The 24,440-nt window shown below is 68.0% G+C and carries 24 protein-coding genes; 4 read left to right on the top strand and 20 right to left on the bottom strand.

Annotated elements, in window-relative coordinates; all coding sequences use genetic code 11:
- Positions 1–75 precede the first annotated feature (75 nt).
- Positions 76–1,053, top strand: a complete 978-nt coding sequence (locus tag AB7P10_RS06310) for a hypothetical protein (protein WP_428292985.1) — start codon at positions 76–78, stop codon at positions 1,051–1,053.
- A gap of 17 nt (positions 1,054–1,070) precedes the next feature.
- On the opposite strand, the gene AB7P10_RS06315 is transcribed toward AB7P10_RS06310, so the two are convergent.
- From AB7P10_RS06315 to AB7P10_RS06390, 16 genes are all read right to left on the bottom strand, one after another.
- Positions 1,071–1,835 (bottom strand): sulfite exporter TauE/SafE family protein, encoded by a 765-nt coding sequence (locus AB7P10_RS06315; protein WP_428292986.1) that lies wholly within the window; start codon positions 1,833–1,835, stop codon positions 1,071–1,073.
- On the bottom strand, positions 1,822–3,330 hold the full coding sequence (locus AB7P10_RS06320; RefSeq protein WP_428292987.1) for an AMP-binding protein: 1,509 nt from the start codon (positions 3,328–3,330) through the stop codon (positions 1,822–1,824). Before AB7P10_RS06320 ends, AB7P10_RS06315 begins: the two co-directional genes overlap by 14 nt.
- Before the next feature lie 4 nt (positions 3,331–3,334).
- Complete coding sequence (locus AB7P10_RS06325; RefSeq protein ID WP_428292988.1) at positions 3,335–4,315, bottom strand: NAD(P)H-dependent flavin oxidoreductase; 981 nt, start codon at positions 4,313–4,315, stop codon at positions 3,335–3,337.
- Between the two features lie 12 nt (positions 4,316–4,327).
- Positions 4,328–5,110 (bottom strand): enoyl-CoA hydratase-related protein, encoded by a 783-nt coding sequence (locus tag AB7P10_RS06330; RefSeq protein WP_428292989.1) that lies wholly within the window; start codon positions 5,108–5,110, stop codon positions 4,328–4,330.
- 68 nt (positions 5,111–5,178) lie between these two features.
- Positions 5,179–5,982 carry an ABC transporter ATP-binding protein gene (locus AB7P10_RS06335; protein ID WP_428292990.1) on the bottom strand — a complete coding sequence of 268 codons (804 nt, stop codon included), beginning with the start codon at positions 5,980–5,982 and terminating at the stop codon, positions 5,179–5,181.
- A 10-nt stretch (positions 5,983–5,992) separates the two neighbouring features.
- Positions 5,993–7,225, bottom strand: coding sequence for an ABC transporter substrate-binding protein (locus tag AB7P10_RS06340; protein ID WP_428292991.1), 1,233 nt, complete (start codon positions 7,223–7,225; stop codon positions 5,993–5,995).
- 40 nt (positions 7,226–7,265) lie between these two features.
- On the bottom strand, positions 7,266–8,315 hold the full coding sequence (locus AB7P10_RS06345) for a branched-chain amino acid ABC transporter permease (RefSeq protein WP_428292992.1): 1,050 nt from the start codon (positions 8,313–8,315) through the stop codon (positions 7,266–7,268).
- Positions 8,315–9,199, bottom strand: coding sequence for a branched-chain amino acid ABC transporter permease (locus AB7P10_RS06350; RefSeq protein WP_428292993.1), 885 nt, complete (start codon positions 9,197–9,199; stop codon positions 8,315–8,317). Before AB7P10_RS06350 ends, AB7P10_RS06345 begins: the two co-directional genes overlap by 1 nt.
- The gene (locus AB7P10_RS06355; protein ID WP_428292994.1) at positions 9,196–11,160 is read right to left on the bottom strand and encodes an AMP-dependent synthetase/ligase; all 1,965 of its coding nucleotides are present in this window, start codon (positions 11,158–11,160) and stop codon (positions 9,196–9,198) included. Before AB7P10_RS06355 ends, AB7P10_RS06350 begins: the two co-directional genes overlap by 4 nt.
- Entirely contained in the window at positions 11,157–11,942 is a 786-nt protein-coding gene (locus AB7P10_RS06360; RefSeq protein ID WP_428292995.1) for an ABC transporter ATP-binding protein, read from the bottom strand. Before AB7P10_RS06360 ends, AB7P10_RS06355 begins: the two co-directional genes overlap by 4 nt.
- Positions 11,935–12,978 carry a CaiB/BaiF CoA transferase family protein gene (locus AB7P10_RS06365; RefSeq protein ID WP_428292996.1) on the bottom strand — a complete coding sequence of 348 codons (1,044 nt, stop codon included), beginning with the start codon at positions 12,976–12,978 and terminating at the stop codon, positions 11,935–11,937. Before AB7P10_RS06365 ends, AB7P10_RS06360 begins: the two co-directional genes overlap by 8 nt.
- Positions 12,975–14,129, bottom strand: a complete 1,155-nt coding sequence (locus AB7P10_RS06370; protein WP_428293094.1) for an acyl-CoA dehydrogenase family protein — start codon at positions 14,127–14,129, stop codon at positions 12,975–12,977. The genes AB7P10_RS06365 and AB7P10_RS06370 overlap by 4 nt, the downstream gene beginning before the upstream one ends.
- Positions 14,130–14,134: 5 nt before the next feature.
- The gene (locus tag AB7P10_RS06375) at positions 14,135–14,965 is read right to left on the bottom strand and encodes an SDR family NAD(P)-dependent oxidoreductase (protein WP_428292997.1); all 831 of its coding nucleotides are present in this window, start codon (positions 14,963–14,965) and stop codon (positions 14,135–14,137) included.
- A gap of 113 nt (positions 14,966–15,078) precedes the next feature.
- Positions 15,079–15,486, bottom strand: a complete 408-nt coding sequence (locus AB7P10_RS06380) for a MaoC family dehydratase (protein WP_428292998.1) — start codon at positions 15,484–15,486, stop codon at positions 15,079–15,081.
- A 14-nt stretch (positions 15,487–15,500) separates the two neighbouring features.
- Positions 15,501–15,941, bottom strand: a complete 441-nt coding sequence (locus AB7P10_RS06385) for a MaoC family dehydratase N-terminal domain-containing protein (RefSeq protein WP_428292999.1) — start codon at positions 15,939–15,941, stop codon at positions 15,501–15,503.
- Positions 15,938–17,128 carry a lipid-transfer protein gene (locus AB7P10_RS06390; protein ID WP_428293000.1) on the bottom strand — a complete coding sequence of 397 codons (1,191 nt, stop codon included), beginning with the start codon at positions 17,126–17,128 and terminating at the stop codon, positions 15,938–15,940. The genes AB7P10_RS06385 and AB7P10_RS06390 overlap by 4 nt, the downstream gene beginning before the upstream one ends.
- Positions 17,129–17,301: 173 nt before the next feature.
- Between AB7P10_RS06390 and AB7P10_RS06395 the strand changes: the two genes are divergently transcribed.
- Entirely contained in the window at positions 17,302–18,276 is a 975-nt protein-coding gene (locus AB7P10_RS06395) for an AraC family transcriptional regulator (RefSeq protein WP_428293001.1), read from the top strand.
- 169 nt (positions 18,277–18,445) lie between these two features.
- Here the strand turns inward: AB7P10_RS06395 and AB7P10_RS06400 are convergent, their stop codons facing one another.
- Positions 18,446–20,065 carry a 4-hydroxyphenylacetate 3-hydroxylase family protein gene (locus AB7P10_RS06400; RefSeq protein ID WP_079367227.1) on the bottom strand — a complete coding sequence of 540 codons (1,620 nt, stop codon included), beginning with the start codon at positions 20,063–20,065 and terminating at the stop codon, positions 18,446–18,448.
- An 80-nt stretch (positions 20,066–20,145) separates the two neighbouring features.
- On the opposite strand from AB7P10_RS06400, the gene AB7P10_RS06405 reads away from it, so the two are divergent.
- Both AB7P10_RS06405 and AB7P10_RS06410 read left to right on the top strand, forming a co-directional pair.
- On the top strand, positions 20,146–20,835 hold the full coding sequence (locus AB7P10_RS06405; RefSeq protein ID WP_060985374.1) for a TetR/AcrR family transcriptional regulator: 690 nt from the start codon (positions 20,146–20,148) through the stop codon (positions 20,833–20,835).
- 2 nt (positions 20,836–20,837) lie between these two features.
- Positions 20,838–21,389: a hydrolase gene (locus tag AB7P10_RS06410; protein ID WP_060985373.1), complete on the top strand. Its 552-nt coding sequence runs from the start codon at positions 20,838–20,840 to the stop codon at positions 21,387–21,389.
- A 194-nt stretch (positions 21,390–21,583) separates the two neighbouring features.
- Here the strand turns inward: AB7P10_RS06410 and kynA are convergent, their stop codons facing one another.
- The 3 genes from kynA to kynB are packed head-to-tail and all read right to left on the bottom strand — an operon-like array spanning position 21,584 to position 24,353.
- Positions 21,584–22,447, bottom strand: coding sequence for a tryptophan 2,3-dioxygenase (gene kynA / locus AB7P10_RS06415; RefSeq protein ID WP_428293002.1), 864 nt, complete (start codon positions 22,445–22,447; stop codon positions 21,584–21,586).
- Positions 22,448–22,449: 2 nt separating this feature from the next.
- The gene (kynU, locus tag AB7P10_RS06420) at positions 22,450–23,727 is read right to left on the bottom strand and encodes a kynureninase (RefSeq protein ID WP_428293003.1); all 1,278 of its coding nucleotides are present in this window, start codon (positions 23,725–23,727) and stop codon (positions 22,450–22,452) included.
- On the bottom strand, positions 23,724–24,353 hold the full coding sequence (gene kynB, locus AB7P10_RS06425) for an arylformamidase (RefSeq protein ID WP_428293004.1): 630 nt from the start codon (positions 24,351–24,353) through the stop codon (positions 23,724–23,726). Before kynB ends, kynU begins: the two co-directional genes overlap by 4 nt.
- Positions 24,354–24,440: the final 87 nt, after the last annotated feature.

The raw sequence follows: 24,440 nt of genomic DNA on the forward strand, positions 1-24,440 counted from the left end.
CAATGTGCGAAGACGCCGGGCCTTGCGCCCTGGGCTCTTGTGAGACGATGCTGCGAGCGAGAGGGAGATGCCTGCATGAGCGACCAGACCGTACCCTTGGACGATGTGAGCCCCGAAGCCCTGGAGGCGCAGGCGCGCGCCCGCCTGGCCCAGGCCGACCTGCCCGGCGCGGCCGCGCTGCTGCAGCACGCCGCGCGCATCTGGAGCGAGTTGAGCGACGCGAAGCGCGCCGGCTCATGCTGGCTGCTGGCCGCGTCCACGCTGCGCCTGGCCGGATCGATGGACGAAGCCGCGCACGCCGTGCACCGTGCCGAACTGCTGCCCCTGCCCGATGCCCTGCGCCGTGGCGTCGACATGGAACAGGCCGAGCAGGCCCTGGCCTCGGGCGACGCGGCGCTGGCGCGCGAGCGCTTCGCCTTCGTGCTCGAACGCCACGCGGAGCACATTGACGATGCGCTGCGCGCCGTGCTGCTGCAACGCCGCGCGGCGGCAGCCACCGCATCGCACGACGAGCGCGCCGCCGCTGACGACTTCCGCGCCGCTGCCGCGCTCATGCAGGCGGCCGGGCTCACGGCGGATGCCGAGGCCGCGCGCCTGGCCGCCGCGTCCACCCTCGCGGCAGTGGACCCGGCCGGCGCCGAAGCGCTGTGGCGCGAGATCGACCAGCAACCGCCCCGCGACGGCGCCGTGGCCGCCCGCCGAGGCCTGGTGGGCGGCCACGTCGCTATGTTGGGCCAGCAACCCGCGCTGGCCCTGGCCCGCTACGGCGCCGCGCGCCAGGGCGCGCTGGATGCGCGCGACGCGGCGTCGTACCTGGCGGCCTCGGTGCAATCGGCCAGCCTGCTGGAACAACAAGGCCAGGTCGACGACGCCTACGCCCGCCTGGCCTCCGCCTGGGTCACCCTGGGCGACCTGCTGGGCAAGGACGCTGCCGTCTCACTGGTGCGCCCCGCCATGCAGGGCCTGCGCGACCGACTGGGCACCGAGGCGTTCCAGCGCGTGCGGGAGGGCTATGCCGCGCGGCGGAAGCGGTCGGCCGGCTCCCGTGTGTGAGTGGGGTGCATCGGGCATCAGAGCCAGCCCGCTGCGCGCAGGATCAGGCCCAGCCCCAGTGCCGCGAGGACGATCAGGACTGAAGTCCGAAACGCCTGCGGTGCCAGATGCCGGCCGATGCGCTGGCCGATGTGGACACCGAGTGCAACCAGCACGATGCCGCAAGCGGACACTGTCATGACTTGAATGGTCATCAGGCCGGCCACACCGAGACCGATGAACATCGCGGCACTCGACAGCGTGAAGGACTGGTTGCTGGCCTGAATGAAGCGCGCGCGCGCCATGTCGAGCGAGAGCAGGTAGGGAATCAGGGGCATGACCTGCGACCCGGTCAAGCCATTGAGGAACCCGGTCGCGGCACCGATCGCGGGTTCGAACTTCCGCGTCCGTGCCTCGTTCAGGCGAAAGCGCGTGTTGGTCAGGGCGAAGGCGACGTAGCACAGCAGCACCGCACCGAGGACAGCGGCCGCACTTTCACCTCTCATCCGCGTCAGCGCCCACAGGCCGGCAAATACCGATGCGGCCGCGCACAGCAACATGGGCCAGAAGCGGCGCACGCCGGTGCGGAAGCCTTCCGTGCTCACCAGTACGGTCAGATTCGATGCCACCGACGGGATGAGCACCAGCGGCAAGGCCTCCTTCAGGCCGAAAGCGAACGTCAGGATGGGCAGACAGGTGGACGAATAGCCCAGGCCTGTCACGCCCTTGACCAGGGCAGCGATGAAGTACGCCGCGGCCAGGGTGGCGAGCTGGGTGGATGAGAAGGCATCAAGGAGAAACATCCCCGCAGTCTCGCGGAAATTCAGGGCTGGGCGCAACCCGATCCAGTGGCGCCGGCCCGAAGCGCACGCGCTGCGGCCGCTTGTAGCGCGCCAGCCGTTTTTCGACGAAACCGATCAGCTCCGCCTCGGTGGCCACGGCACCCGGTTTGAGCGCACACGCCGCGTGCACGGCCTCGCCCCAGCGCTCGTCGGGCAGTCCGAACACGAAGGCCTCGGCCACGGCCGGGTGTTCGAGCAGGACCTGCTCCACTTCGGCGGGGTAGACGTTTTCGCCGCCGGTCTTGATGAGCTGCTTGTGCGCCGCGCGGCCCGTGAACCAGAGCCAGCCGTCCTCGTCGAGGCGTCCCAGGTCGCCGGTGCGGTGCCAGGGGTCGGCCGGTTTGTACGGGCGTTGTTGGGCCGCGTCCCAGTAGCCCAGGAACACCGTGGGGCCGCGCACGGCAATTTCGCCCTCCATGCCTGTCGCCACCAGTCGCCCTGCAGCATCCTGCACGCGCACCTCCGACGGCGCGGCGGCACGACCTGCCGCGCCGGGACGCTCGCGTTGCAGGCCCAGGCACACCATGCTCGAGACCTCGGCCTGACCATAGGCGGACCAGAAGCCGGCCTGCGGGCACACCTCGGCCAGGCGATCGAGCACGCTCGCGGGTTCCAGGCCCATGGCAATGCGCAGGCTGGCAAGCGACGCGCCACCGGCCTGAGCGGCGTCGAGCATCGCGCCCAGCATGGGGGCGAAGGTGGCACAGACGGTGACGCGGTGTTCGTCGATCGCGGCCACCGCTGCGGTGGGGTCGAAGCGGGGCTGCAGCACGCAGGCACCACCCGCGGCCAGCAGCGCCAGCGACAGGCCGATGCCGGCCGCGTGGAACAGCGGCAGCACGCCGAGCCAGCGGTCGTCCGGTGCCAGTGACCACACGCGCCCGATCTGCCGGGCCGACGCAGTGAGCTGCGATTGGGCCAGCACCGCACCGCGTGCTTGGCCTTCCACGGCCGCGGTGTAGAGCATGAGCACGCCAAGTCCGGGGTCGTCTTGCCGGGGTGCGGCGGCCGCGGTGGGCGCACCGACGTGCACCAGTGAAGACAAGGTCACGGCCTCCAGCACCACCGTCGTCACACCCGGCATGCCCTCGGGCCAGGCGGCCTGCCACAAGGCTGCGCAGCCCGCGTCGATTACCGCGAGCGAGGGTGCGGCGTCGCGCGACTGCTGACCCATCTCGGCCGGTGAGAGCCGCAGGTTGAGTGGCACCAGCATGGCCCCGAGCCATGCAGCGGCGCCCAGCAACACCAGCACTTCGGGGCGGTTGCCCGCCAGCAGCAGCACGCGGTCGCCCCGCTTCACGCCCATCGCGGCCAGCGCAGCCGCCTGGCGCTGTACCGCTTCGCAGAGCATCGCGTGCGTGAGCGTGTTGCCATCGGTGACCACGGCCGCGCGGTCCGCATGCGCCTTCGCGTTGTGCGCGAGCAGGTCGATCAAGGTGGCGAAGGCGGGGGACATGGGGTCATCCTTGAAAGCGTGAAGGGCCGGCGGGCGCGAGCCCGTGGCTGAAGCGCCGCGCGGCGTCGTATTCGGCGGCGAGGTCGTCCACCAGGGTGGCGACGGTCTGTACGCCGTGCACCCCGGCCACCGAATGGCCGGCGCTGAAGAGTTCGGTCCAGCGCCGGGGAGCGCCGGCATCCCGCGTGCCGAAGAGTTCGGCGGCATCGGCTTTCAAGGCGGTGGCGTCGAGCGCATCGGGGTCCAGGCCGGCGGCGACGAGGGAAGGGCGCAACCAGTTGGCCGGCAATCCGCTGAACGCGCTGGACAGCACGACGTCGTCCCAGCTCGCGTCGACCAGCATGCGCCGGTGCGCCTCGCTCGCCAGGCTTTCGGGCGTGGCGATGAAGCGTGTTCCCATGTAGCCGAGGTCGGCACCCAGCGCCTGGGCGGCCCACAGCGCGTGGCCGTCGGACAGGCCACCGGCCACCACCAATGGGCCGTCGAACAGCGCGCGCAGCGAGCGCACGCCGGCGAAGGGGCTGACCCAGCCACTCTGCCCGCCCGCCCCCGCGCACAGCAGCACCAGACCGTCCACGCCCGCGGCAAGTGCCTTCTCGGCGTGCGCGAGCGTGGCCACGTCGGCGAAGACGCGGCAGCCCGCGTCGTGCAGTGGCCCCACCAGCGCGGCCGGTGAGCCCACGCTGGTGATGACCAGTTCCACCCGCTCGCGGATCACGCAGGCGAGGTCGTCCGCGAGTGTGGCGCTGCGCACGATGAGGTTGACGGCGAAGGGTGCCGCGCTCGTGGTGTCACCGATGGTCTGGCGGATGGCGGCGATCCAGGCGGACAGCTCACCGTGCTGGCGGCAGTTGGCGGCCGGGAACGCACCGATCACGCCCGCGCGGCATGCGGCGGCCACCAGTGCCGGGCCGCTCACGTGCAGCATGGGTGCGGCCATCAGCGGCAGGCGCAAGCGGTGCTGCCAGTCAGCGGGCAAGGCCATGGTGGGGTGGCTTCAGCGGCCGGTGAACTGCGGTGGGCGTCTGGCCACGAAAGCCGAAGTGCCTTCGCGCGCGTCGGCGGTGCGCGCGCAGGCCTTGAGCATTTGCTGCTCAAGCGAGAGGTAGGCCTGCAGCGAGAGCGCGGGGCCTTCGAGCGAGAGCCGCTTGATGGCGGCCAGCGAAGCCGGGGCCGAGGCGCACAGCCGTTGCACCAGCGCTTGCGCGGCGGCGTTCAGGTCGGCCGCCGGGTGCACCTGGTCCACCGCGCCGGCGGCCAGGCAGCGCGCGGCGTCGACGGCATCGCTGAGCATCAGCCACTGCTGCGCGCGCACCGCGCCGATGCGCCGCGCCAGGAACCAGGAGGCACCCACGTCGGGTGAGAGGCCGATGGCCGCGTAGCCGGTGCGCAGCTTCATGGTGTCGCTGGCGAGCACGAAGTCACCACACAGCGCCAGGCCCACGCCGGCGCCACCCACCGGACCCCCCACCACCGTGACGATGGGGCAGGTGGCCTGTGCGAGCTTGAGGTACGCCGGTAACAGCTGGTCGAGGATCTCGTCGACCAGGTCGTCCAGGTGGTCGCCGGCCTTCACGAATTCGTGGATGTCGCCACCGGCGCAGAAGATGGGGCCGCGCGCCTCGATCACGATCGCGCGCGGTGGGCCCGCGAGCACCTCATCGATGGCGCGCACCAGCGCTGGCACGGCCTCGCAGCCCAGTGCGTTGTGGTGCTCGGGCCGGTTGAGCACGATGCGCCCCACGCCCTGGCTGTCCACATGCCATTCAATGCCGTTCATGTTGTCCATCGTGATGTTCCCATTGCATGAAGTGACCCAGTGACGCCGAAGGCGGCGCGGGGGGATCTCTACCCAAGCCAGCGCTTGCGCCGGCGGTAGTGTTTGACTTCCCGGTAGTTGCGCCGCTCGCCACTGGCCTGGCGGCCCAGGTAGAACTCCTGGATGTCTTCGTTGGCGCGCAGCTCGGCGGCTGTGCCTTCCAGCACCACGCGGCCGTTTTCGAGGATGTAGCCATGGTCCGCGATCTCCAGCGCGGCCTGCGCGTGCTGTTCCACGATCAGCAGGGAGACCCCTTCGGCGCGCAGCTTGCTGAGCAGCTCGAAGATCTCCTGCACCATCATGGGCGCCAGGCCCAGCGAAGGTTCGTCGATCATCAGCAGCCGGGGTCGGGCCATCATGGCGCGGCCGATCAGCAGCAACTGCTGTTCACCGCCCGAGAGGTAGCCCGCCGTGCGGGTGCGCAGTTCGGCCAGGCGCGGAATGAAACCGTAGACACGCTCCAGTCCCTGTTTCACGTCGGCCAGGCGCGTCAGGCGGTGGCCACCCACGACGAGGTTTTGCTCCGCCGTCATGTGCCGCAGCACCTTGCGCCCTTCCACCACATGCACCACGCCGTTGGCCACCATCTGCTCGGCACTGACGCCGGTGACGTCCTTCCCCAGCATGCGCACCTGGCCGGACGACACGCGGCCTTCCTCCACGTCCAGCATACCCGAGATGGTCTTGAGGGTGGTGCTCTTGCCGGCCCCGTTGGGGCCGAGCAGCACCGTGCAGCCCCCGGCGGCCACTTCCAGCGTGATGCCTTTGAGCGAAAGGATCACGCCAGCGTAGAGCACCTCGACGTTGTTGAGAGCGATCAGCGGTTCTGACACGGCTGGTCTCTCACCACTTGGCCAGCTTGGGCACCGGAACGCCCTTGGCCACCGTGGTCAGCTTGCCGCCCACCACCTGGCCGATGTTGACGCGCGGGTCCTTGGTGGGGAACGGGGCTTCGACCGAGAAGTCGATGTCGCCGCCGGTGAAACCGTAGAAGTCCCTGGCGGGAAAGGTCGTGTCGATCAGCGTGTTGTAGAGCATCTCGCCGGTGAGCTTGTCGCCGCCATTCTTTTTCGCAGCGGCCTCCACCACGCGCACCATCACCAGCGCCTGGCTGATGCCGATGGTGGTGAGCGAGTGCCAGGGGCCCTTCAGGCCGTGCTTGGCGACCAGCATGTCGTAGAAGCGCTTGGCCTCGGTGTCTTCCTCGGTGGCGATCACGCTGCCATGCACCTCGTAGTCGCCCTCCATGGCCGCGATGCTGCCCACCAGCTTCTGCAGCATCGCGGGCGAGTTCTGCAGGCTGTAGGCGATCGGCACGTTCTTGCCCAGCGCCTGCATGGCGCGCTTGACCGCCACCGCCTGCTGGATGTTGGTGGGCACCAGCACCACTTCGGCGCCCGCGTTGAGCACGCGGCGCAGCTGCAGGGTCACGTCGGCCGGTTGGGGTTCGACGTAGACCATCTCCACCAGGTTCACGATCGCGGGGTTGGCCTTCGCGTAAGCCGTCACACCCTTGCCCATGTCGGCAAACGTGGGCGAGGCCTCGGTGGTGAACATTGCGATCTTCACCGGTCGCGTGCCACCCGCCTTGTTCTTCTGGAACCACTCGATGAAGCCGGTGAGCTCGTGCACGAAGGTGGGGCGCGTGGCCATCACCCACTGGTTGGGGCGCCAGCCGAAACCGTTGGCCGCGGACCCCAGCACCATGGGGACCTTGTCGGTGGGCAGACGCTGCTGCAGCGCCGCCGTGTCGGGTCCGCCCAGCGCGAGGCCAATCACTGGCCTGGTGGCCAGCACGCCGGGCCACAGGCTGGCGGTCTGTGCCGTGTCGTAGCGCGTGTCGTAGGTCTTGAGCTCCAGCTTGACGCCGAGCTTGGCGCCGTGTTCGACGTTCCACCAGTTCACCACGCCCTCGCGCCCGGCGCCCAGCATCGGCATGATGGACGCGAACGGGCCGGAGTAGTCCGACAGGGCAGGGACCTGGTACACCGTTTGCGCGGTGACCGGTGCGGTGAACGGCGCGGCGATGCCCGCCACGATGGCGGCGTGGGCCGCCCAGGTTTTCAGTGTCTTCATGTTGTCTCCTAGGGTTGAACAATCTGCCGCGCGGTGGCGGTCAGTACGGGAACGGCCAGAGTCGGTACGCCTTCTTGGTGATCTGCACGCGGTGCATCACGCCCTTGGGCTCGAAGAGGAGGAAGAGGATGATCACGGTGCCCAGCAGCACGTTCATGGCGGCGAAGACGAAGTCCTGCCCCACGGCGGGCACCCATTGAATGACGCTCGGCCCCAGGCTGGTCACGCCCTCACGGGCCAGCTGGATCAGCACTGTGCCGATCAGGGCGCCGACGATGGAGCCCAGGCCGCCGACGATCATCATGGCGATCATCCAGATGGCGTTGAACAGCGTGAACTGCTCCACCGACACGTGCCGCAACGCCACGACCCACAGGCCGCCGGCCACGCCGGCGTAGAACGCGCTCACCAGGAACGCGCGGGCCTTGGTGGCGGCCACGGGAATGCCCATCATGCCGGCGGCCACGTCGTCGTCGCGCACCGCCTCGAAGCTGCGGCCGTGGCGCGAGCGCACGATGCCGAAGGCGCCGATGGTCATGACCAGCAGCACCAGCAATGAGAACCAGTAGATCGCGCGGTCGTTGTTCAGCGAGAGCCCGAACACCGAGACCGAATCAACATGCAGGCCGCCGGCGCCGCCGAGCCAGGACGAGGGCAGGTTGAGCACCAGGAAGTGAAACAGCGCCTGCGCGGCGATGGTGGTGAGCGCCAGGTAAAAGCCCTTGATGCGCGCGGCCGTGAGGCCGAACATCACACCGAAGAGGGCCGCGCCGGCACCGCCCATGAGCAAGGCCGCCACCGCGTTCCAGCCTGCCCCCATGGCCAGCGCCGCACCGTAGGCCCCCACGCCCATGAAAGCCGACTGACCCAGGTTGACCTGGCCCGCATAGCCGGTGCAGATCTGCAGGCCGATGACGGCCACCGCGGTGATGAAGGTGGCGTAGCCGATGCTGATCCAGCGCTCCGAGGCCCACCAGGGCAGCGTGGCCAGCACGAGCAGCAGGAGCACCAGGCAGACCCACTGCGCGCGCGTGCGCACCAGGGAACGGTCGCCAGCGTGGCTGGTGAAGAAAATGCCGGACGGGTCCATCACACACGCTCCACGTGGCGCCAGCCGAACAGACCGGTGGGGCGCACCAGCAGGATCAGCAGCATGAAAACAAAGGGCACGATGGACGAGGCCGAGCCACCGATGGCGGGATCGACGTAGGCCGCCACCAGCGCCTGCACGATGCCGACGATGGCGCCTGCCAGGATCAGGCCACCGATGGATTCGAGACCGGCCAGCAGCGCCACCGGCAGCGCCGCGAGCGCGACGTCGGCGGTCTGCACCGTGAGCGAACGGCCGCTGAGCAGCACGATGGCGCCCGCCGTGGCGATGACCGAGCCCATCATCCAGGCCAGCGTGACGGCGCGCTTGACCGAGATGCCGAGCGAGATCGCCGTGGTGGGTTCCTCGGCCACCGCGGTGAGCGTGAGCCCGGCGCGCGTGCGGTTGAAGAACCACGACATGCCCACCGTGACGACCAGCGTGAGCACCGCGCCGAACACCAGGGACGAGGGGAAGATCATCTCGCCCACGATGAACGGCGCAGGTGGCAGCAGCACGGGGAAGGCGCGGTCCCCCGCGCCCCAGACCACCAGCACGATGCCGCGGATCAGGATCACCAGGCCGATGGTGACCATCACCATGGAGAACACCGACTCCCCGACCAGCCGCTCGAAGAACAGGCGCTCGATGAGCCAGCCGTAGACCAGTGCGCAGACGAAGGCCAGTGGAATGGCAAGCCAGGGTGACAGGTTGGCGCCGAGCGTGAGCGTCCACACGGCATAGGCGCCAAGCATCATCAGCTCACCCTGCGCGAAGTTGAACACCTTGCTGGCGCGGTAGATGACCATGAAGCCCAGCGCCAGCAGGGCATAGATCTGGCCCTGCAGGAAGCCGTTCAACAGGTAGTTGAGGAAGTCGATCATGGGTTCTGGTCTCCGTGGCGCGCGCAAGAGGGCACGCGTCCCGTGGTCACGTCGGCGCGCAGCACGCCGGCGCGGCCGTCCTGGTAGCGCACGGGGATTTCGATCGCCGTGCTGGGCTGGTCTGCGTACATCGCTTCAATGAGCACGCCGTAGCGCTGCTCGATGAAGTCGCGCTTGAGCTTGCGGGTGCGCGTGAGCTCGCCTTCATCGGCATCAAGTTCCTTGGGCAGGTTCACGAAGTGCCGCAGGCGCGCGGCCTCGGGCAGGGTCTGGTTGACGGTGGCGATTTCCCTGGCCACCTGCGCCAGCACCTCGGGGCGTTGCGAAAGGTCGGTGAAGGTGGTGAACGACACGCCATGGCGCTCGGCCCAGCGGCCGAACACGTCGCCGTCGATGTTGACCAGCGCGGTGACGTGTTCGCGCGTCGGGTCGCCGATCACCATCACCTCGCGGATGTAGGGCGAGAAGCGCAGGCGCACCTCGATGAACTGCTTGGAGAACAGGTGCCCGCCCTTGAGGCTGTTCATGTGCTCGACGCGGTCGTAGTAGATGAGTTCGGCATCGCTCGAACCCCGGCCCACCGCGTCACCGGTCTGGAACCAGTCTCCGTTCATCTTCTCCGCGCTCTTCTCGGGCTTGCCCCAGTAGCCGGCAAAGCCCGCGCCACCGCGCACTTCGAGTGCGCCACCTTCTGTCACCCGCCACTCCATCGGCAGGCCCCAGGCGCTGCGCAAGGTCACGGCTTCGCCAATGGTTTCGGCGTTGACGCGCGCGCCCTGGTGAACCGTGATCAGACCGAACTCGCTGCAGCCGTAGATGTTGCGCAGCATCACGCCCATGGACGCAAACAGGCGGAAGATGTCGGGCGCCACGGCTGCGCCTCCGGTGAAGGCGATGCGGGCGCGCTTCAGGCCGAGCTGTTCGCGCAGCGGGCGCAGCACCAGCGCATCGGCCGCCGGCAGCAGGGCGCGCACCCACCATGGGCGGGCCTGCATGTCCATCTGGTCCGCGCGTGCCAGGCGGCCAATGCGCAGCCCCCAGTCCACCACTGCCTGTCGCCAGGGCGCGGCGTCCAGCAAGCGGGCGTGCACACGCGCGGCCAGGCTCTCCCACTGGCGCGGGCCGAAGAACACCATTTCGCAGGCCAGTTCGCGGATCGCTTCCTGGATCTGGTCCGGCTTCTCCGCGAAGCTCACGCGCAGGGGCCGCATCAGGCCCATGGTCACGCCCACCCACTGTTCGGTGGCCCAGGACAGCGGGATGTAGGACAGGTATTCGCAGCCCACGGGCACCTGCATCGTCTGCCCGATCAGCTCGGCGTTGTGCATCATGGAGGCGTGCGTGGTGATCACGCCCTTGGGCTGGCCCGTGGTGCCCGAGGTGTAGGACAGCACGGCGATGTCGCTGCTCTGACCCTGCGCCACGGCCTGCTCGAACCAGGTGGCGTCCGCCGGCTGGACCGGAAGGGAAGGGGCCTTGAACGCGTCCCAGCCGAACAGCCCCTCGTTCCGGTAGGACCAGAGGCCACCCGATTCCCACCACACCACGGTGTGCAGACCGGGGTGGCGCGCCATCACCGGCAGCACCTTGTCGACCTGCTCCTGGTCTTCCGCGAACACGCAGACGGCCTGCGCGTCTTCCACAACGTAGTTGACTTCGCTCTCGGCCGCGTCGGGGTAGAGCGCCACCACCTTGGCGCCCACGGCCAGTGCGGCCCATTCGGCCCAGTAGAGTTCGGGCCGGTTCTCGCTCAGCAGCACCACCGTCTGGCCGCGCTGCACGCCGCGGGCCCGCAGGCCGAGGGCGAGCGCGCGCACTTCGTCGCGCACATCGGTCCAGCTGAATTCCTTCCACACGCCTTCGCGCTTGTGGCGTTGCGCCACCTCGCTGCCGCGCGTGGCCACGTTGTGCAGCAGCCATTGCGGCAGGGTCTGGGGTTTCGTTTCCACGGCGGCGCTCATGCGTGAGCTCCGAGGTAGGCCGAGATCACGTTCTCGTCCTGCTGCACCGCGGTGGGCGTGGCGTCGGCGATCTTGCGGCCGAAGTTCAGCACGATCACGCGGTCGGCAATGTCCATCACCACGCCCATGTCGTGCTCCACCAGCACCACCGGAATCTGCCGCGATTCGCGGATGTCCAGGATGAAGCGGGCCAGGTCTTCCTTCTCCTCGCCGTTCATGCCCGCCATCGGTTCGTCGAGCAGCAACATGCGCGGCTCCATGGCCAGCGCGCGGCCCAGGTCCACCCGCTTGCGCATGCCATATCCCAGCGTGCCCACCGTGTGGTGGCGCAGGTGTTCGAGTTCGAGAAAGCTCAGGATGTCTTCGGCCACGGTGCGGTGTGCCACCTCTTCGCGGTGGGTGAATGGGTAGTAGAAGAAGGCCTGTGTCAGCGTGCTCTTCATGTGCATGAAGCGACCGGCCAGGATGTTGTCGAGCACGCTCATGTGCGGCAGCAGGTGCGTGCCCTGGAAGGTGCGCGCCAGGCCGGCCCTGGCCACGCGGTGCACCGGCCAGCCGCCGAGGTCATGGCCTTCGAAACGCACCGAGCCCTTGCTCGGGCGGTAGAAGCCGGAGAGCACGTTGAGCAGCGAACTCTTGCCCGCGCCGTTGGGGCCGATGAGGGCCACCAGTTCCTGATGACCGATGTCGACCGAGATCTCGGACAAGGCGGTGACGCCACCGAACTTCAGCGTCAGGTCGCGCGCTTCCAGCATCGCGGGTGTGCGCCGGGCGTCAGTCATGGGTGTGGGCCCCTTGCAAGGTGGTGAAGCGGGGCGCGGCGCCGGTGCGCCGCCCGCCCGAAAGCGTCTGCGCATACAGGCCACGCGCGGCGTTGTGCGGGTGGCTCGCCGCCTCGTCCAGCGACAGCACCGGGGCAAAGCAGGCGTCCGTGCCTTCAAGCAGCGCGCACCAGTGCGCGCGTGGCTGCGTGAGGAAGAGGGCGCGCACGCGTTCCTTGAGCGCTGGCCAGGCGGCGGTGTCGAACTGCGCCGCAGGGGACACGTCGGTGAAGCCGAGCTTGTCCAGCAACAGCGCATAGAACTGCGGCTCGATGGCACCGAGCGTGACGAAACCACCGTCCGCACACCGGTACACGTCGTAGAACGGCGAGTCGTGGAACACGCTCGGGGCCGGGCCGCCCAGGCCGCCGGTGGCCGCGATCCATTGCGCGAGGCCGCCCAGCATGGCCACCACGTCGACGATGGCCGCGTCGACCACGCAGCCCTGGCCACTCTGCCGCGCCTGCAGCACACCGCTCACGATGCCCAGCGCCAGGCCGAGCGCGCCACCGGCATCACCCAGCACGGTGGGTGGTGAGACCGGCAACTGGCCGTGCACCGCCGAGAGCGAGAGCATGCCGCTGAGCGCGACGTAGTTGATGTCGTGCCCGGCCGCCTGCGCCAGCGGGCCTTGCTGGCCCCAGCCCGTCATGCGGCCGTAGACCAGTTTCGGATGGATCGCTGCGCAGGCGGCGGGGCCCAGGCCCAGGCGCTCCATGACGCCGGGTCGGTTGCCTTCGATCAGCGCGTCGCTCTGCGCCACCAGGTCCAGCGCGTGCTTCACGTCGTCGGGCTGTTTGAGATTGAGTTCGATGACGCGCTTGCCTTCGCGCAGCGGGGGTTGTCCGCCGCCCGAGAGCTTGTCGACCACGGCCGAAGCACCGGGCCGGGCGATGACGGTGACGGCCGCGCCGAGGTCGGCGAGCACACGGCCGCAAAGCGGCCCCGGGCCGATGCCCTCGAACTCGATCACGTTCAAATGGGTCAGCGGCTTCATCCGGCCACCACCTTGCGCGCGATCAGGTCCTTCATGATTTCGTTGGCGCCGCCGTAGATGCGCTGCACGCGCGCATCGGCGTACAGGCGGGCAATGGGGTATTCGGCCATGTAGCCGTAGCCGCCGAACAGCTGCAGGCATTCGTCCGTCACCTTGCATTGCTGTTCCGAGCACCACCACTTGGCCATGTAGGCGGCCTCGTTGTCCAGCGTGCCGTCGAGCTGGCGCTGGATGCAGTCGTTGACGAAGCTGCGCACCACGTGCGCCAGCGTGGCGCATTCGGCCAGCTTGAAGCGCGTGTTCTGGAAGTCGGACAGCGCCTGGCCGAAGGCCTTGCGGTTCTTCGTGTATTCCACCGTGAGCTCGACCGCGCGCTCGATCACCGCCGCCGCCGGCACGGCCAGCAGCAGGCGTTCGTAGGTGAGCTGGCTCATCAGTTGCACGAAGCCCTGGCCTTCCACGCCGCCCAGCAGCTGCGAGGCCGGCACGCGCACGCCGTCGAACGACAACTCGGCCGTGTCCGAGGCGTGCTGCCCGAGTTTTTCCAGTCGCCGGCCGACGCTGAAGCCCGGCAGGTTTTCGGTTTCGAGCACCAGCAGCGAAACGCCCTTGGCGCCGGCCTCGCCGGTGCGCACCACCACCACGAGCAGGTTGGCGGTGAAGCCGTTGGTGATGAAGGTCTTGGCGCCATCGACGACGTAGTGATCGCCGTCCAGCCGCGCCCGCGTGCGGATGGCCTTGAGGTCAGACCCGGCGCCGGGTTCGGTCATCGCGATGCCCGCGAGCATCTCGCCACTGGCCAGGCGCGGCAGCCAGCGCTGCTTCTGTTCTTCGGTGCCGTAGTCCAGGATGTAGTGCGCCGCGATGGAATGCACGGCCGTGTTGGCCGGCACCTCGACCCTGGCGAGTTCGTCCTGCACCACCAACTGGTAGGCCAACGTGGCGCCCGGGCCGCCATAGGCCTCGGGCATCTCGGGCAACAGAAAGCCGAGAACGCCCAGGGCGCGCCAGGTCTCGCGGGGAATGAAGCCCTGGCGGCGCCAGGTGTCGAGCTGCGGCACCAGCTTGTCCGCCACACAGCGGCGGACCTGCTCGCGGAAGCTCTCGATCTCCGCATCCATCCAGGGATGCTGCAACAGGCGGGGCAACATGCTCATCACATGCCCGTCAGGCCACCGGAGCAGATCAGCGTCTGGCCGCTGACGTAGTCCGATTCGGGGATGCAGAACAGGTAGACCGATCCCGCCGCTTCTTCGGGCGTGCCGCCACGGCCCAGGGGAATGGTCTGCTCCATCATGGACAGCAGGCCGGGGTTCACGCCGACCTTGATGTCGCGCCCGTCAATGTTCGTGGTGCCGCCCTCGGCGGTGCTGCCGGTCAGGCGGGTCTTGATCAGGCCGAAGGCCACGCAGTTCACGGTGACGTTCATGCGGCCCCATTCCTTGGCCAGCGCCTGGGTCAGGCCCATGATGCCGGCCTTGGCAGCCGAATAGTTGCTCTGGCCCACGTTGCCGAACACACCGGCCATCGACGAGATGTTGACCACCTTGCGCACAGTGCGCACGCCACCATCCGTCTCGGCCTTGGACAGCGCGCGGATCACCGGTTGCGCCGCGCGCAGGATGCGAAAGGGCGCCGTGAGGTGGCAGTCCATGATGGCGTACCACTGCTCGTCGCTCATCTTCTGGATCACGTTGTCCCAGGTGTAGCCGGCGTTGTTGACGATGATGTCGATGCCCTTGAAGTTCTCCACCGCCGCACCGATGAAGCGCTCGGAGAAATCGGGCGCGGTCACGCTGCCCACGCAGGCGACGGCCTCGCCGCCCAGGGCCTTGATGGCGTCCACGGTTTCCTGTGCCGGATCGGCGTCGAGGTCGTTGATCACCAGGCGCGCGCCGTCGGCGGCGAGCTTCATGGCGATGGAGCGGCCGATGCCACGCCCCGAGCCCGTGATCAGGGCGACCTTGCCGTCGAGTTTCTTCGTCATGGTTGTTGTCTCTTTCAATGTTTCAGTTGTTCAGGGATGCCGCCGATCCGGCTTTGCCGGTCGGCTGGCATCGCCCCCTGGAGGGGGTGACGCCGAAGGCGGCGCGGGGGTGTTCAGTTCAGCGCCACGATGGCTTCGCCGACGATCTTGTTCTGGCCATACTGGTTGGCCGAGCTCACGGCCACGCGGGCGCAGGCCTCGCCATTCAGTTCCAGCAGCTCGACCACCTCGCCGCTGCAGGTGATGGCATTGCCCAGGTGGGTGATGCCGGCGAAGCGCGCGTCGTACTGGCGGATGCGCGACTGCGGCACCCATTGCGTGAGCAGGCGGCCCAGCCAGGCCATGCCCAGCATGCCCTGTGCGAACACGTCGGGCATGCCGGATCGGCGCGCGAAATCGGTGTCGATGTGGATCGGGTTGTGGTCGCCCGAGGCGCCGCCGAACAGCGCGAGCGTGGCGCGGTCCACCGGAGGCAGTTGCAGGGCGGGCAGGCGGTCGCCCACCTGGATGGAAGCGGTCATGGTGGTTTCTCTTTTCAGTGGCGCACGACCAGAACGGTGCGCAGTTCGGCGACGAGTTCTTCGCGCTGGTTGGTCACGCGCGAGTCCTTGACGGCAAATTCCAGCTGGCCGCCCTTCTTGTCGTAGATGTCGGTGATGGTCGACTGCACGGTGACCGTGTCGCCCGCGCACACCGGCTGGTGGTAGCGGAACGACTGCTCGCCGTGCAGCAGCTTGGCCAGCGGGATGCCCAGGTCGGCGAGCAACTGGTCGTTGGCACCGCTGTCGAGCTCGGCGGCAAACAGGAAGGTGGGCGGTGCCGGCACGTCGGCGTAGCCGGCGGCTTTCGCGGCAGCCGGGTCCAGGTAAACCGGGTTGGTCTCGCCGATGGCCTTGGCAAAGAACCGCAGGCGGGTGCGGTCCACCGTGAGCACCGAGGGCTGGAGCTGGTGACCGATGAACTTCCTGTCGATCATGCAGCCACCTTTTCGTACATCGTCACCACACACGCGCCGCCCAGGCCCAGGTTGTGCTGCAGCGCGATGCGCGCGCCTTGCACCTGTCGCTTGTCCGCCTGCCCGCGCAGCTGCTGGACGAGTTCGGTGCACTGCGCCAGGCCGGTGGCACCCAGCGGGTGGCCCTTGGAGAGCAGGCCGCCCGAGGGGTTGGTGACCACCCGGCCACCGTAGGTGTTGTCGCCGTCTTCCACGAATTGCTGTGCGCCGCCGCGCTCGCACAGGCCCAGCGCCTCGTAGCTGATGAGTTCGTTGTGCGCGAAGCAGTCGTGCAGTTCCACCACCTGCACGTCGCGAGGGCCCAGGCCCGCTTCGGCGTAGACCTGTTCGGCGCAGGCCCGGGCCATGCTGAAGCCCACCACCTCGCGCATGTCCTTCGCGCCGAAGGTTTGCGGGCCGTCGGTCGTCATGGCCTGCGCGCGGATGCGCACGGTGGTGTTCAGGCCATGCTTCTTTGCGAAGGCCTCAGAGCACACGATGGCCGCGGCCGCGCCGCAGGTGGGCGGGCAGGCCATCAACCGCGTCATCACCCCCGGCCACATCACCGGCGTGTTCATCACTTCTTCTACCGTCACCACGGTGCGAAACAACGCCAGCGGGTTGTTGGCCGCATGGCGGCTGGCCTTCGCGCGGATCTTGGCGAAAGTGTTCATCGGCGTGCCGAACTCTTCCATGTGCGCCAGGCCGGCGCCGCCGAAGTAGCGCAGCGCCAGCGGAATCTCGCCATGGCCCACCAGCGCTTCGGTCGCGTCGTCGAAGCGCTGGAACGGGCTGTCGCGGTCGGTGAACACCGCGCCCAGTGCACCGGGCCTCATCTGCTCGAAGCCGAGCGCGAGCACGCATTCGGCCGCGCCGCTCCTCACCGCCTGCCGCGCGAGGAAGAGCGCCGACGAACCGGTGGAGCAGTTGTTGTTGACGTTGACGACGGGAATGCCCGTCATGCCGACTTCGTAGAGCGCGCGCTGGCCGGCGGTGGAGTCGCCGTACACGTAGCCCACGTAGGCCTGCTGCACCTGGGCGTAGTCCAGGCCGGCGTCGCGCAGCGCGGCGTTGACGGCCTTGGCGGCCATTTGCGGGTAGGGCTCGCTGGCCCCGGGTTTGGTGAACGGCACCATGCCGACCCCGACGACATACACGTCTTGCTTCATGAACGATGGTCCTTTGTGCAGCGGGCGAACAGCCCCGGAAAAATTTGTGCTGAAGACGGGGCGGATGCTAGGCTCGCACCCATTTCCCAGCGATAGCCGAAAACCTTGAACCCATGGCAAAAGACCTCAAACACCGAAAACCTCGGGTAAACACGGGGGCCTCCATTGCCCCTGTGTTTGTCTTCGGAATGCTTTCGGGGCTGCAAGGCAAGGGCATCGACATAGATGGCCATCTGCGTCAAGTCGGGGTAGACCCGGAGGCCTTGCGCGCGCCGGGCTACGCAGGCGTCACGCCCATGCAGTACGTGGCGCTGTTCTATGCGCTGCTGCACGATTCGAAAGACGAATGCCTGGGCCTGTTCTCGCGCCCGTTCAAGCCCGGCAGCTTCGCGCTGACCGCGCGCGAGGGGCTGTCCGCACCCGACCTGCGCGGCGCCATCAAGCGCATGGCCGCGGCCCTGAACCTGCTGCAGGACGACGTGTTCTTCTCCCTGCAGGCCAGCGGCGATGAAGCCGGGCTGCACATGAAGTCGATCGAACCCTCGGGCCACGCGGCGGTGTTCGCGCAGGAGACCATGGTGCGTGTGCTCTGGCGGCTGGCGGCCTGGCTGCTGAACGCGCCGCTGCCGATCCGGCATTTCGATTTCACCTACCCGGAGCCCGACACCCAGGAGGGCTACAACCTCGTGTTCCCCGCGCCGCGGCGCTACGGCCAGGCCGCGTTCGGCTTCTGGTTTGACGCCAAGGAACTGCAGACCCCCGTGAGCCGCGACGAGCCGGCCCTGCGCGTGTTCCTCACCGACGCCTACACCCAGGTGATCTCGCCACCGCGCAACTTCGGCGCCGTGGGCCACAAGGTGCGCAACTGCCTGATGCGCAGCTACCCGCAGTGGCCTTCACTGGAAGAGGTGGCCGAGAAACTCCACACCTCGCCCTCGACGCTGCAGCGGCACCTGGCGCAGGAACACACCTCCCTGCAATGGCTCAAGGACGACCTGCGCTGCGACCTCGCGATCTCGCGCCTGTCGACCTCGCGCGTGTCGCTGGTGCAACTGGCGAGCGAACTCGGCTTCAGCGACAGCCCGACGTTTCAGCGGGCGTTCAAGAAATGGACGGGGAAGCATTGCGGGGCTTATCGGAGGCGGTAGGCCCTGCGTGGGTTGCCCCGTGGAGGGTGTCGGCAGCTCCGGGCAGTTGCGCGGTGGAGGTGGGGTCTCCTTGAGACTGATCTGAGACATTCACATTTGTCGCGTGGCCGACAGCTCCCGACCCCCAGCGGAAGTTCGCTGTAGTGGGCCGACCCGCCGGAGCCGTCATTCATTCCGCAACGCCGGCGCGCCGACTTTCGGGCAACGCCACCATCACCGGTTGGCCCGGCGTGGTGCAGCCGGTGTCGCAGCACTTCCCTGGCTGCCGGTTCTTCGTTATGCCTCGCTTTTCGTCATGCAGCACGCCGCGCTCCAGCAGACGCTCCACGAGTTCTACCTTCGACCCCACCGGGTAGTTGCGCCAGATCTCCTGCTTCATCGCCGCCGGTGAGCCACCGCCGTGCAGGCTGATCACCGAGTACCAGCCGCCCTGGTAGGAAGCGGTGAGGTCTTCGATGAAGCGCGCCGTCTGGATGCGCTTGTCGTAGGGGATGTCCGGCGTCGCCTGCAGCACCTCGGACAACTTCGCGGCCGTGGCCGGGTTGTGGTCCTCGTCCGGGCCGGGCAAAGCGACGATCAGACCGCCCGACACCTCGTGCGCGATGCGGTGCATGTCGTAGATCTTGGTCGCCAGCAGCAGCTTGCCAATGTTGCTGAACACCGGCTCGGGCATGAACGAGCCGCTGTGCGGGTCCTTCTCCGCGTAGACGCTGGCCGCCACGCCGCAGGCGAAGAAGCTTTCGGTGATGGTGATCAGCTCGACCATCGGGTCGCGCAGGTTGCTCTTCTTGCTCGGGTCCAGCCCGTTGGCCTCGCACATCAGCGCGCCCGCGCCGATCAGCAGGTCACCGAAGCCGGCCCGGGCGGCGATGCAGCTGTGCCGGTGGTGGGTGGCGTAGCTGTAGGTCAGCACATGGCTGTACGCCCATTCGCCGGCGAAAAACACACGGTCCCACGGCACGAACACGCTGTCGAAGATCACGACGGCGGTCGATTGGCCGTACTTGCGCGAGAACAGCGCCTCGCCATGCTCGACCTTCTCGCCCGGTCGGCCTGCCGGGCGGGACACGATGGTGATGCCCGGCTCGTCCACACGCACCGCGCAGCACACCGCAAAGTCAGCGTCCTCGCGGCCCATGTTGCGGCTGGGCATGACCAGGAACTCGTGCATGTACGGGCCGCCGGTGACGATGGCTTTGGTGCCACTGATGACGATGCCCTTGGCGCTGCGCTCCACGACATGAACGTAGGTGTCGGGGTTGGCCTGCTGGTGCGGCTTGCGGCTGCGGTCGCCCTTGGCGTCGGTCATTGCGATGCCGAGCGACAAGTCGTTGTCCTGCACATGGGCCAGGTAGGCCTCGAAGCGGCCGCGGTGTTCGGTGCTGCCCTTGGCATCGTCGATGCGGGCCGTGGCCTGGGCGATACCGTTCAGCGCGTCGTGCGCCAGGTAGCGCTGTGCGCAGCCGGTCTCCTGGCACAGCACCCGCACGGCTTCCAGCTTGTTCAGCAGGTCACCTGCCGACTCGTTGACGTGCAGCATGCGGCTGACGACCCGGTTGCGGCTGGTCTGGGTGGCCAGTGCGATCGGCTCCAACTCATCGCGCAGAGCGTAGTCGTAGGTGAATGCAAGGGCGTTGACGCCGGGGCGCAGCGACGGGTCATCGACCACGCTGGTCACCTCGCGACCATCGACAAAGACCTTCGGCTTGTAGCGGCGCAGCGACTCGCGGTAGGCGTCGCCGGACATCAGGTTGACTTTGGTGACGGCGTCGGAGGAAGCGGCAGGCATGGTTGTCTCCAGGCAGATTGAACATTTAGCATCTCAATTAAACACTGTTCAATGCAAATGGTCAACGTTTACAATGGCCCATGGTTACATCGACGACGACCTCCCGCCGCCCGGCTGCCAAGCGGGCTGCGGCCCAGCCGCGCGAGGTGCTCAAGCAGGCGCTGGCCGACGTTCGGCGCCGCGCGGTGCTGGACGCGGCACGCTCGGCGTTCTTCGACCTGGGCATGGAGAAGACCAGCATGCGCGAGATCGCTCAGCGTGCCGGCTACACCGTGGGCGCGATCTACAGCTACTTCGCCAGCAAGGAAGAGGTGTACGGTGCCCTGCTGTCGGAATCGCTGGAGCGGCTAAATGCGCAGGTGCAGGCCGCCCTCGACGGCCGCACCGGCGCCGCCGAGCATGTGCGACTTGCGGCAACAGCGTTCTTCGACTTCTACCGCGAGAACCCGCGTGACCTGGACCTTGGCTTCTACCTGTTCCAGGGCATGAATCCTCGTGGGTTGACGCCCGAGCTGAACGAAAAGCTGAACGCGCGTCTTCGTGACGCGTTGCAGCCGGTCCAGGATGCCCTGCAGGCACTGGGGCAGCCCCCGAAGCGCGCCCTGGAAGAAGTGACGGCGCTTTTTGCGCACTCGGTTGGCCTGCTCGTGCTCAGCCACACGGGGCGGATCCGCATGTTCAAGCAGGCGTCGCAGGATCTCTTCGACACCTACCTTCGGCAACTGCTGGGCCGCGCGTCGGGTCGCGGAGAACGTCCAGGGGAGGCATGAACATGGACGCCGTGAAAGCGAGGGACTGTGCGCTGGTACTCGTGGACTACCAGTCCCGACTGATGCCAGCCATCCACGACGCGGCTGCAGTGGTTGCCAACGGCGTCCTGTTGGCACGAGCGGCCCGCGTCCTGGACATCCCTGTCCTCGGCACCGAACAGAACCCCACGGGCCTAGGTCCGAACGTCGTGAAGATCCGGGCCGAGTGCCAGGCCACGCTGGCCAAGACGCATTTCGATGCTTGTGCCGATGGACTGATCGAAGCATTGCATGACGCGAAGCCGACGGGCGATCAGGTCGTCGTCGCCGGATGCGAGGCCCATGTCTGCATGATGCAGACGGCGCTGGGCTTGCTGCGTGCGGGCAAGCGCGTCTGGGTGGTTGCGAATGCCAGCGGTTCGCGACGGCAGGCAGATCACGCAGCGGCCATGACCCGGCTGTCGCAAGCGGGTGCCACGGTCGTGACCCACGAAATGGTGCTGTTCGAGTGGCTTGGCAATTGCCAGCACCCGAAGTTCCGGGAGGTCCTGCAACTCATCAAGGCCGCTGGCTGATTGAGCCGCACGACCGGTAGCAGGCGCGACGCGACACCATCAGCGACTGGCCGCTTGCGGCCGGGTGCGGCAGTTCCAGCTCAGGCGTTCCATGTCGGATACCGCTGCACAACGGTCCCTGACGTACGCGAGCCGAAGGAACGAAATGGTCCGGAATCGCGCGAAACCATTGATTGGCAGGCAGTGCCTCCCGCTCAAAGATCCGTCCGCAAGCGCCAGATCTCCGGAAACAGCACCACGTCAAGCATCTTGCGCAGGTAGCTCACGCCGCCGGTGCCGCCGGTGCCGCGCTTGAAGCCGATCACGCGTTCCACGGTGGTGACGTGGCGGAAGCGCCAGAGGCGGAAGGTGTCTTCCAGGTCGGTGAGTTCTTCGCCGAGCTGGTACAGGTCCCAGTGGTCCTTGGGGTTGCGGTAGACCTGCAGCCAGGCCTGCTCGACGGCGTCGCTGGCTTCGTAGGGCTGGGTCCAGTCGCGCTGCGTGTGGCTTGCGGGCACGCTGAAGCCGCGGCGCGAGAGCAGGCGCAGGGCTTCGTCGTACAGCGATGGGGCCTCAAAGGCCGCCTGCACCGTGGCCAGCCGCTCGGGGCTGTGCGCGTGCGGCTTGAGCATGGCGGCGTTCTTGTTGCCCATGGCGAATTCGATGCAGCGGTACTGGTGGCTCTGGAAGCCGCTGGACTGCGCCAGGTAGGGGCGCAGCGCGCTGTATTCGGGCGGCGTCATGGTGGCGAGCACGTCCCAGGCGTGCACCAGCTGTTCCATGATCTTGCTCACGCGCGCGAGCATCTTGAAGGCGGGTTGCAGTTCGTCCTGCGCGATGTGCGCGATGGCGGCGCGCAGCTCGTGCAGCATGAGCTTCATCCAGAGTTCGCTGGTCTGGTGCTGGATGATGAACAGCATCTCGTCGTGCGCGGGCGAGAGCGGCTTCTGCGCGTTCAGGATGCTGTCGAGCTGCAGGTAGTCGCCGTAGCTCATGTCGCGGCTGAAGTCGAGCTGTGCGCCTTCTTCGCGCACGATGTCTGCGGGCTTCTGCGGTTCGGAATGGTTGTGCGGACACATGCTCAGGTCACCGCGTGTTTCTGGTTGAACTCGGGGCGTTGCCACTCACCCGTTTCGAGCACCTGGCGCAGGTGTTCGGCCGCGCGCCACACGTCCTCGAAGCCGATGTAGAGCGGCGTGAAGCCGAAGCGCAGGATGTCCTTGTGGCGCGCGCCGTCGCCAGCGCGGAAGTCGCCCACCACACCGCGCGCGATCAGCGCCTGCACGATGGCGTAGGCGCCCTGGTCACGGGTCAGACAGACTTGGGAACCGCGCTGCGTGTGGTCCAGCGGCGTGGCCAGGCCGATGCCGTGGCCCTGGCAGCGCTCGTCCACCAAGGAGATGAACAGGTCGGTGAGCGCGAGCGATTTGGTGCGCAGCGCGGCCATGCCGCCGTGCGCCTCGGCGGCCAGCAGTGTGTCCACGCCGCATTCGAGCGCGGCCAGGCTGATCATGGGCTGGGTGCCGCACTGGTAGCGCGTGATGCCGGCGGCGGGCTTGTAGTCGGGCGTGAATTCGAACGGCGTGGCGTGGCCCCACCAGCCGGCCAGCGGCTGCCAGAAGCGGTCGGTGTGGCGCGGGTTCACCCACACGAAGGCGGGCGCGCCCGGGCCACCGTTGAGGTACTTGTAGCCGCAGCCCACGGCGTAGTCGGCGCCCGCGGCGGTCAGGTCCACCAGCACGGCGCCGGCGCTGTGCGCCAGGTCCCAGAGCATGAGCGCGCCGGTGGCGTGGGCGGCGGCGGTGACGGCGGCCATGTCGTGCATGGCGCCGGTGCGGTAGTTCACGTGGGTGAGCATGAGCACGGCCACCTCGGGCGTGAGTGCGGCGGCGATGTCTTCGGGTTCGACCAGCACGAGCTCGAAGCCGTGCTCGCGGCACAGCGCTTCGGCGATGTAGAGGTCGGTCGGGAAGTTGCTGCGCTCGCTCACGATGCGCCTGCGGCCCGGGCTGTCGGCCTGCGCCAGGTGCATGGCGGCGCTGAGCACCTTGAAGAGGTTGACGGAGGTGCTGTCGGTGGCCACCACGGTGCCGGGGTCGGCGCCGATCAGGCGCGCGATCTTGTCGCCGATCTTCTTCGGCATCGCGAACCAGCCGTTCTTGTTCCAGCTCTGGATCAGGTCGTTGCCCCATTCGCGCGCCACCACGTCGGCCACGCGCGCGGGGGCGCTGCGCGGCATCACGCCGAGCGAATTGCCGTCGAGGTAGATGGTGCCTTCGGGGATGTGGAACAGATCGCGCAGCGCGCGCAGGGGGTCTTGCGCGTCGAGCGCGCGGCAGTCTTGCAGGGTGATGGTCATGGGAGTTCGCGGAGCACGGCGCGCACGGGGCTGGCGTCGGCGGTGGTGAGTTTCAGGGGTAGGGCGATGAGTTCGTAGTCGCCCTCGGGCACGTCGTCGAGCAGCAGGTTCTCCAGCACGCGCAGGCCGCGCCGGCGGATGGTCTGGTGGCTGTCCAGCGTCTTGCTGTCGGCCGGGTCGATGCTGGCGCTGTCGATGCCGATGAGCAGCACGTCAAGGTCGGCGAGTTGCTCCACGGTTTCGGGCGCGAAGGCGGGCAGGGCGTTGTCGAACGCATCCTGCGGCTGGCGTTCGTACACACGCACCAGCACGCGCGGTGGCAGTCCGTTGAGCGCGTGCGCGATGTGTTCGGACTTGACCAGCGGGCCGCAGCCGATGGCGTGGATCACGCGGCAGGGGCCGATGAACGCGTCCAGCGGCACGGCACCGATGGCCGCGCCGTGGGCGTCGTAGTGCAGTGGTGCGTCGGCATGCGCGCCCACGTGCGGCGAGAGCGTGATCGCGCTGACGTTGACCGGGCAGCCCGGGCCGATGGTGGCGGCCCATTGCTGCGAGTAGGCCGTGTCACCCGGGAACACCGGGGCGCCCGCATGCACTGGAGGAGAGATGTCCCAGAGTTTTTTCATGGTGCGTTGAAGGTAGCACCCTGAAAAAAACCGTGGTGTCGGTTAATCCCAACAGGCCTCGAAAATAGTTGAGGCCTGAAGCAAATG

The sequence above is a fragment of the Hydrogenophaga sp. genome, assembly GCF_050182545.1.
Lineage (GTDB): Bacteria > Pseudomonadota > Gammaproteobacteria > Burkholderiales > Burkholderiaceae_C > Hydrogenophaga.